The sequence below is a fragment of the Micromonospora sp. SL1-18 genome (genome assembly GCF_047921505.1).
Classification (GTDB): domain Bacteria; phylum Actinomycetota; class Actinomycetes; order Mycobacteriales; family Micromonosporaceae; genus Micromonospora.
The window spans coordinates 26829-35019 of the sequence record NZ_JBLROA010000067.1; the positions used below are offsets into that span (position 1 = coordinate 26829).

Below are 8191 nucleotides of genomic sequence, written 5' to 3' on the forward strand. Positions count from 1 at the left end.
CGTTCCCGGTACACCCGCTCGGGCGGGCTCAGGGCGCGGCGCGGGCCCGGCCGCGGACGAGCAGTTCCAGGGCCACTGCGATCGCCGCCGCCTCGACCGCCAGGAGGGTGAGCAGGATGAGCAGCTGGGTCGCCCCGGCCTCCAGCGGCCCCGCCCCGCCCAGCAGCACGCCGACGAACGCGCCCGGCAGGGTGACCAGCCCGACCGTGCGGGTCTGGTCCAGCGCGGGGATGAGCGCCTGCCCGGCGGCCGGTCGGCAGATCTCCAGTGCCGCGTCGCGGGGGAGCAGCCCCAGGGCCAGCCCGGCCTCGTACTCGCCGTGCCGGGTACGCAGCTCGTCCAGGGTCCGCCGGCCGGCGAGGCTGGCCGCGGTCATCGCCCCGCCGATCAGGATGCCTGCCGTCGGCAGCACCACCAGCGGGGTCGCCGGCAGCGCCCGGCTGACCAGCAGCACGCCGAGACTCGGCACCACCCCGGCCGCGATCGCGAGGGGGGCGACCCGGCGCGGGCAGGCCGGCCCGATCCGCCGGCGGGCGGTGACGCTGGCGACCACGTACATGAGCAGGATGAACACCCCGGTGCTCCACCAGGCACGCAGCACGGCGACGATGACCAACGACACCACGCCGAGCTGCACGGTGGCCCGGACGGCCGCGGTCAGGACCGCCCGGCCGTGGCCGACTCCGCTCAGCCGCAGCACGGCGGCGGCCGCCGCGGTCAGCCCGAACAGGGCGGCGACCAGGGTCGACCCGACCGGCACCGTGCCGCTGCTCATCGCCGCACCGCCGACCGGTGCGGCCGCACGTGCGGGATGTGCTGCGCCCCGGCCACCCGGTGATCGTATTCGGACCGCCCCGCCCGCGCCCAGGACGCCGCTTACGGAAGCGCGAGCACCGCCTGGTGGCCCAGGTGATCCGACGCCCACCGCCCGTCCGGCGTCCGGCGCTGCGTGCCGAAGACCTCGCTGGCCACCGGTACCACCGCGCCGCGCAACATCACCATGTCGATCCGGTGCTCGACGTCGTCGGCCGGCTGGGTCAGGTCGTCACCCAGCCCCGAGGTGTAACCGGGGTCGCCGGGGTGCAGAATCGGCCAGGTGTCGACCATTTTGCCGGCCACCAGGGCGAAGTACGCGAGCCGGTTGTCCGGGACGGGCAACTCGGGGCCGGTGTTGAGATCACCGACGAGGATCAGCCGTCCGGACACGTTCAGCGGTCCGCGCAGCAGTTCCTGCGCCTGCAGCAGCCGCACACCTGGGTGGAACGCCTCCAGGTGGGTGTTGACGAACCGGAACGACCGACTGCCCAGTACCGCGTCCACCGCCGTCCAACCGCGGGTGCTCGTGACGGTGTCGCCGACGGCCGGCAGCGGGAACGGCAGGTTGTTGACGTAGTTGCCGGACGACGTGCCGGTCACCGTGATCCGGCCGCCGTGTCGCACCAGGACCACGTCCCGCATGGTGAGCCGGACGTCCAGGTTGTGCGGTGCCCCGGCCGGGGCCTCCAGATCGGCCTCCTCGCGCACCACGGCAACGTCGTACGGGTGACCGGAGACGGCCAACTCGGCCATCAGCAGCGCCAGGTAGTCGTACCGGACCTGGGTGGCCGGGGCCGGGTCGCCGATCGGCCCGGTACGCCACAGCGCCACCTCCTGCAGGCCGACCAGGTCGGGGTCACGCTCGCGGATCTCCTTGGCGATCAGCGCCGCCCGGGCCGGGAAGTTGACCATGTCCACGTGGCTCAGCAGGGCCGCGTTGGTGGCCAGGAACGCCGGCAGGGTCGGCGCGGCGATCGACGGCGTGAGATCCCCACCCAGGTAGAGGTTACGGGTCATCACGGCGACCTTGGGCCCGGCCTGCGCGTACGCCGGCGGGGCGATGAGCCCCAGGCTGGCCGCCACGACGGCGACCGCGGCGACCAGCCGGGTCAGGTATCTGCGATGTGAGGTGCCGTCCATACTCGGGTCCTCTCCGGCCGGAGTGCCCGCGTCGGCGGGAACCCTGCGTACGCTAACGCCGGGAAGACCATCATGGACACCGCCGTTCGGGCGACGTCCCCTGGCCGGAGCGGATCAGGGCTGCGGCTGACTGATGTTCACCATCCACCCGATGCCGAACCGGTCCACGCACATGCCGAACTCGTCGCCCCACATCTGCTTCTCCAGCGGGACGGAGATGACGGCGCCGTCGGAGAGCCTGTCCCAGTAACCCCGCAGCTCGTCGGCGTCGTCCCCGCTCAGGCTCACCGAGATGTTGTTGCCGACGGTGAGGTCCATCTCGGACGGGGTGTCGGAGGCCATCAGGGTAAAGCCACGGTCGGTGTCAAGGTGCGAGTGCATGACCTTGTCGGCGATGGCGGGATCCGGGTTGCCGGACTCGCCGAAGGTGGCCACCGTCAGCGTGCCGCCGAACACCTGCTGGTAAAACTCCATCGCCGGCCGGGCGCTGTCCCGGAAGCTCAGGTACGGGTTGAGCCGAGACGCCATGGGACCCTCCTCTGTCGTTGGCGAGGGCCATCACGGCCCCGCCCCCGGTGGACAACGAGGCGGGAACGGGCGAGTCGCGGGGATCGGGCCGGGAATGCGATGGAGATGGCACCGTTGACACCGTTACCTCTCAGTGCGCTCTAGTGTGCGACTGATCGGCATGTCCCGCCTTGCGGTGGGACGGTCCCGGTCTTACCCGCATGGGCGGCGCCGGGTTGACGCTTCACAGCCACCGGCCCGCCGGGGCGGGTCTTATGGTCGGCTCCACGTCCTGCCACCGGGCCACTCCCGGCGGTGGTGACCTCACGCGCGAGCGCGGCAAGGTTACGTGCGGCGTTCAAGTCCCGATCGAGGACGAGGCCGCAGGAGTCGCAGCGGTAGGTTCGCACACGCAGCGGCAGCTTGGCTTTCACCGCACCGCAGTCCGAACACGTTTTGCTGGAGGGATACCAGCGGTCAGCGAGGATCCGCCGGCCGCCGTTCCATTCGGCCTTGTACGCCGCCTGCCGGCGGATCTCGCCGAACCCGGCGTCCGCGACCTTGCGGGCCAGACGCCGGTTGCGCAGCATACCGGCCACGTTGAGGTCTTCGACCACGATCGTGCCGTACCTGCCGGCGAGGCGGGTGGTGAGTTTGTGCAGGCCGTCGCGGCGCAGGTTCGCCACCCGCGCATGCGCCTGGGCAACCTGCCGGCGGGCGCGTTCCCACCGCTTCGACGGCCGCGCACCGGTACGCCGGTCCGGGCCGACCCGCCGCGACATCTGCCGGGCCAGACGCCGCATCCGCTGGCCGGCCTCGTCCAGGTGGCGGGGGTTGGGCACCATCTCGCCGGTGGACAGCACCGCCAAATGGGTGATCCCAACATCGACGCCGACCACCGCCCGCGGGCGCGTCGGGGCGCGTACGACCCGGTCGACCTCGACGCAGAATGCGACATGCCACCGCCCGCCGCCGCGACGTACGGTCGCCGACAGGATTCGGGCCGTGCCCGCTTCCAGGCGGCGGGCGAGCTTGCGGGTCGACTCGTGAGTCTTCAGCCGACCCAACCGGGGCAGCACCACATGCTTACGGTCCGGCTCCACCCGAATCGCGCCCGTGGTGAACCGGACACTGGGAGTGGCGCGACGCCGAGACTTGAACCGAGGAAATCCCACACGCCCGCCAGCGCGTTTCCCGGCGCGAGAGTCGGACCAGTTCTTCAGGCCGCGCGCCAGGTTGTCCAGGCCGGTGTTGTATGCCTCCTTAGAGCATTCGGCCCACCACGGCGCCACCACGGGCTTCGCCGCGTTCCACGCCTTGCGCAGCTGAGCGAGGCTCCACCCGAGGGTCGGGGTCAGCAGTTCATCGGGCACGCCATAGGTGCGTTCCGCGCCACGCTGATCCATGACGGCCTTCACCCTGGCCAGAGCCCAGTTGTACGCCACCCTGGCCGCGCCCGCGTGCGCCAGCACCACCCGCTCCTGCGCCGCGGTCAGATCCAACGCGAACCGGTACGCCTGAAACGTCTTCACACCGACCCGTCCCGCGTGGTGACGGCCTCAACCGCTCGACGCGCCCGATCCGCGGCGGCCCCGCGACCGTAGAGACGCGCGCACAGCAAGGTCAGGATCTCCGTGACGTCCCCGACAAGGTCATCGTCGACCTCCGCCGGGTCGACCACCAACAGCTTGCGATCCTGCGCGGCCAGGGCCGCCTCGACGTACTCGGCGCCGAAGCGGGCGAACCTGTCCCGATGCTCCACCACAATGGTCGTCACCGTCGGGTCATGCAGCAGGGCGAGGAACTTCTTGCGATGCCCGTTCACCGCGGACCCGACCTCGGTCACCACCTGCGACACCGACAGACCCTGCCCGGTCGCCCACGTGACGACCCGAGCAATCTGTCGGTCCAGGTCCGTACGCTGATCGGCGGACGAGACCCGGGCGTACACCACCACTCGCTCGCCGCCAGCCGAGGCCGCGGGTAGCGGCTCGCCCACCATGATGAGTCGACCCAGCCGGTAGGTAGGAACCGGCAGCGTCCCAGCCGCGTACTGCCGCCGCGCGGTGACATACGCGATGCCCTGAGACGCCGCCCATTCCTTCAAATTCACCCAAACACCATAGCGTGCCCACGTCCACTAGGGACTACTCAAACCGCTAGCAGTTGTTAGCCCCCACCGCCCTCCCCGCGTGCGTCGGTCAGTCCTTCTGGAACGACTGACGCACCACGCCCCCCACCAGGGCGCACCAGGTGGTGGTGCTGACCTTGCCGTTCGGCTCCAGACCGTGCAGGTGCTGCAGGTCCTTGAGGGCCTTCTTGGTCACGTAGTCGTACTCGCCGGTGATCGCGACGTCGGCGTAGCCCTTGGAGTTGAGCATGAACTGCACCGCGCTGACCGGGATCCCGGTCGCGTCCTTGTCCAGCTCGGGTGCCAGGGTCTCCCAGGTCGCCGTGGTGAGGGTGGCGTCGATGTCGACCGGGATGCCGTTGCGGGCCTGCCAGTCCTGCACGGCGGCGACGGTGGCCGCGTTGAAGACGCCGTTGACCGGGACGGTGTAGCCGCGGTAGGTGAGCAGGTACTGCGCGACCTTGACGACCGGGCCGCCGACGAACCGCCAGATGTCCGGCCACCGGCGGGCCGGCACGTCGGCCAGGTTGGTGCCGAGGTTGGCGAAGACCCGGCGGCGGAGGGTGGGGAACTCCCGGTAGAACATCACGCCGGGGCAGTCCGTGGCCCGGAAGTCCCAGTGGCCGAAGATGTCGTGCGCCTGCAGCCCGTACTGCTGGCAGATGGTGGTGCAGAGCTTGACCAGGGAGTCGAACAGCTCCTGCGGCGGGGTGCCGGTGAAGTAGGTGCCCTCGTTCTCGATGCCGATGGCCCGGCCGTTCTCGCCGGGGCAGTGCGCCGAGATCATCTGCCGGTCGCCGGCCTGGAGGCGCTCCAGGCTGCCGTGGCGGCCCTCCAGGATGTGGCCGCCCCGGCTGATGGTGAAGTGCTGGCCGGTGTCCGACCAGCCGTTCCCGTCCATGTGCAGGTCCTGGCAGTCGCGGGCGAGCTGCTTGGCGTGCTCCTGCGAGTAGTCGGTGCTGTTCGGAAATTCCATGTGATGCACGATGATCTTGTTGGTGGCGATCGCGCTGATCGACAGCGGATCCGCCGGCGGCCGGGCGCCCCACTCGTCGCAGCTGATGATCCAGTCGAGGTCCGCACCCGGCGCGGCCTGCGCGGCGGCCGGGAACGCGAGTTCGGTCCCGACGACCGCGACCGCGGCGGCGCCGAGGCCGGCTCGCAGCAGGGTACGGCGGTCCAGCTCAGGATGGTTGAAGTGCATCTTGTCTCCTCCGCGGCCGGCCGTGAACCAGGGCATGAAAAGGAACTTCAAGGGCCGAGCGTGAGACGGAGGATATTGCCACCGATGCGTGCAGCGCTAGGGGTTGGCGGGGCAAGAATCGATCTCCGCCTACCCGATGTCCAGGCGCGGACGGTCGAATGCGTGCCAGTCTGGTCAACTCGGGCAGGGTGGCGCCGGCCGGATCGGTCCGCGCGCCGGTCCTCATCGGACGCGCCGCGCGGTGCGAGCGAGAGCCGGATCCGGGGCGCGAGGAGGCGGGGCTCCCCGATTGATCCGATCACGACTCGTCGTTCGACTCGATGGGGCGACGCGGCGAGACTGCCCGTGGGAAGTTTCGATGACTCACACGTACAACCCGACCATTGCCCGACCGAGGCCGCCGACGCGGAGGTGCTGCGCTACGCGGCCTTCCCGCACATGGCCGCCGACGGAAACCCGCCGGGTGTCGTGTTGGAGGCGACGGGCCCTGGAGGTCAGTTCCGTGCGGTCGGGGCCGGGTAGGGCGGGCTGAACCGGTCCATGAGCCCCTCGATGATCTGGGTGAGGTAGTCGAAGTCCGGCACGGCGACCCGCACGGCCCGATCGTGCAGGGTGTCCGGGGTGACCGTGTCGTCGATGCGTGCAACCTCGTGGTGTCCGTAGCGGTCCATGGCGTGCCTCCCGTCACTGGTCGTGACGCTCGCCGGCGGTGCCGTCACACCGCCCCTTGCATACACCCATCATTGCACTGTGCAAGCACCACGACCAGGGCCTGACCTGGGATTCTTCGCCGTTGCGGTCAACCCTCGTCCTCCGCGGAGCTCTCCGGCGCGGTGAAACCGAGCCACCACTCCTGCCCGGGCACCTCACCGGCGGCCGTGGCGAACGCGGCGAGCGCCTCGGTCACCGCCGGCTGCCAGTACGCCGAGGTCGCGGCGACGATCCGGGACAGTTCCGCGCGCCGGCGGCCGATCACATCCTGGACCAAGGCCCGCCCGGCGGGGGTGAGCCGCAGGCGTACCACCCGGCGGTCGCTCGTGGAGCGGATCCGTCGGACCAGCCCCTTGCGGACCAGGCGGTCGCACATCCGGGTGCCGGTTGACGGCGCGACCTGGAGCTCGGCGGAGATGTCCACGGCGCGCTGCGGTCCCCGGGTGGCCAGCACGACGAGCGCCCGGAACTGCGGCAGGGTGACCTCGGCGTCGAGGTCGGCCAGCGAGCGGGCGGCGAGGCCGACGAAGGCGCGGCTGGCCGCCATGAGCGCCTCGACGGCGGCCTTCTCGCTGCCCGGAGCGGGAGGTTGCATGCTGCCATCTTTGCAGCCTCTGCCGTTGCGTCTGGTCCCTCGAAAGCCCGCATCCGCGCCGCCTACCACGCGCCGCAGACCGCCGAGAACGCAACGAGGTGCGTCAGATCGTGCCGGGTGACGGGACCGAACACCGCGCCCATGTCCGCCTGTAGCCGGACTGCGGCATCTTCGGTCAGCCCGATGCGCCGAGCCCGCCGCGATCGCCCGGCACCACTGTGGAACGCCACCACGGCCGTGCCGCCTGGGCGCAGCGCTCGGCGCAGCTCCGCGAATCCGGCCGGTATGTCGTCCCAGAACACCACGTTGTTCACCGACACGACGTGATCGAACGACTCGTCCGCCATTCGAATGCCCTTGCCGAGCCCGGCCATATCACGACCCGTCCCGCCGCGACCAGCGCGGCGCACCTGCGCATCGCCATCCGACGCTTGACTTCCTCCCCACGCCTGAGGGCGGGGGATTCCCGTGGCTGTGGCGTGTTCATGCCGCGAGCCTTGCGGGTGGTTGGCGCTTCACGGACCGCCCAATGGCGAGGTCTCCACGCCCTGTTACCGCCAGCCCGGCGGTGAGTATGTTTTTGGCCGCGTTGACGTCGGCGTGGTCCTGGTGTCCGCAGGCGACGCATCGGAAGACCGCTTGGCTCTCGCGGGATTCCGGGGCGACGTGCTTGCAGGCGTGGCAGGTCTGCGACGTGTACGCAGGGTTGACCTTCTCGATGTGTGCGCCGTGGTAGCGGGCGGCATGCTCCAGCTTGAGCAGGAACCCACCCCAGCCCTTGGACAGGATGGCCCGGTTCAGGCCGGCCTTGGCCTTCACATTCCGGCCGGGCTGCTCAACGGTTCCCCGTGCGCTGGCGGTCATATCCTTGATCCGCAGACGCTCGACGGCGACCAGGCCGTGGTCGCGCACGAGGTGTACGGCTTCCTGCGTGACGAAGTCGGCCCGCCGGTGCCGGATACGGGCGTTGAGCCGCCCGATCTCGGCACGTACCGCGTCCCGGCGCTTCGACCCACGGTTACGGCCATGCACCCGCAGTGACCGGGACAGGCGTTGCTGCAACCGTTTGAGCCGGGCCGCCTCGCCC

Annotated in this window: 10 protein-coding genes; all 10 read right to left on the minus strand. The window is 70.6% G+C overall.

The window, feature by feature from the left end; translation table 11 throughout:
• Nucleotides 1-28 precede the first annotated feature (28 nt).
• A complete protein-coding gene (locus ACNAW0_RS24940) occupies nt 29-775 on the minus strand; it encodes an ABC transporter permease (RefSeq protein WP_416290431.1) in 747 nt (248 codons plus the stop codon).
• A 101-nt stretch (nt 776-876) separates the two neighbouring features.
• Nucleotides 877-1956, minus strand: coding sequence for an endonuclease/exonuclease/phosphatase family protein (locus ACNAW0_RS24945; RefSeq protein ID WP_416290432.1), 1080 nt, complete (start codon nt 1954-1956; stop codon nt 877-879).
• Between the two features lie 114 nt (nt 1957-2070).
• Nucleotides 2071-2484: a VOC family protein gene (locus ACNAW0_RS24950; protein WP_416290434.1), complete on the minus strand. Its 414-nt coding sequence runs from the start codon at nt 2482-2484 to the stop codon at nt 2071-2073.
• 140 nt (nt 2485-2624) lie between these two features.
• The gene (gene tnpB / locus ACNAW0_RS24955; protein WP_416290435.1) at nt 2625-3995 is read right to left on the minus strand and encodes an IS607 family element RNA-guided endonuclease TnpB; all 1371 of its coding nucleotides are present in this window, start codon (nt 3993-3995) and stop codon (nt 2625-2627) included.
• Nucleotides 3992-4576, minus strand: a complete 585-nt coding sequence (locus ACNAW0_RS24960) for an IS607 family transposase (protein ID WP_416290436.1) — start codon at nt 4574-4576, stop codon at nt 3992-3994. The genes tnpB and ACNAW0_RS24960 overlap by 4 nt, the downstream gene beginning before the upstream one ends.
• Before the next feature lie 88 nt (nt 4577-4664).
• Nucleotides 4665-5798: an N-acetylmuramoyl-L-alanine amidase gene (locus ACNAW0_RS24965; RefSeq protein ID WP_416290437.1), complete on the minus strand. Its 1134-nt coding sequence runs from the start codon at nt 5796-5798 to the stop codon at nt 4665-4667.
• 494 nt (nt 5799-6292) lie between these two features.
• Nucleotides 6293-6469 (minus strand): hypothetical protein, encoded by a 177-nt coding sequence (locus ACNAW0_RS24970; protein ID WP_416290438.1) that lies wholly within the window; start codon nt 6467-6469, stop codon nt 6293-6295.
• A gap of 128 nt (nt 6470-6597) precedes the next feature.
• Entirely contained in the window at nt 6598-7104 is a 507-nt protein-coding gene (locus ACNAW0_RS24975) for a MarR family winged helix-turn-helix transcriptional regulator (protein WP_416290439.1), read from the minus strand.
• 62 nt (nt 7105-7166) lie between these two features.
• A complete protein-coding gene (locus tag ACNAW0_RS24980; RefSeq protein ID WP_416290440.1) occupies nt 7167-7478 on the minus strand; it encodes a class I SAM-dependent methyltransferase in 312 nt (103 codons plus the stop codon).
• Between the two features lie 109 nt (nt 7479-7587).
• Nucleotides 7588-8191, minus strand: a 604-nt coding sequence (locus tag ACNAW0_RS24985; RefSeq protein WP_416290441.1) for an RNA-guided endonuclease InsQ/TnpB family protein, incomplete at its 5' end; no start/stop codon positions are given.

Excerpts from the sequence above, each read along its gene's own strand:
- ACNAW0_RS24980 (WP_416290440.1), bottom strand. The coding sequence starts at position 7,478 with ATGGCCGGGCTCGGCAAGGGCATTCGAATGGCGGACGAGTCGTTCGAT.
- ACNAW0_RS24965 (WP_416290437.1), bottom strand. The coding sequence starts at position 5,798 with ATGCACTTCAACCATCCTGAGCTGGACCGCCGTACCCTGCTGCGAGCC.
- ACNAW0_RS24970 (WP_416290438.1), bottom strand. The coding sequence starts at position 6,469 with ATGGACCGCTACGGACACCACGAGGTTGCACGCATCGACGACACGGTC.
- ACNAW0_RS24975 (WP_416290439.1), bottom strand. The coding sequence starts at position 7,104 with ATGCAACCTCCCGCTCCGGGCAGCGAGAAGGCCGCCGTCGAGGCGCTC.
- ACNAW0_RS24940 (WP_416290431.1), bottom strand. The coding sequence starts at position 775 with ATGAGCAGCGGCACGGTGCCGGTCGGGTCGACCCTGGTCGCCGCCCTG.
- ACNAW0_RS24945 (WP_416290432.1), bottom strand. The coding sequence starts at position 1,956 with ATGGACGGCACCTCACATCGCAGATACCTGACCCGGCTGGTCGCCGCG.
- ACNAW0_RS24950 (WP_416290434.1), bottom strand. The coding sequence starts at position 2,484 with ATGGCGTCTCGGCTCAACCCGTACCTGAGCTTCCGGGACAGCGCCCGG.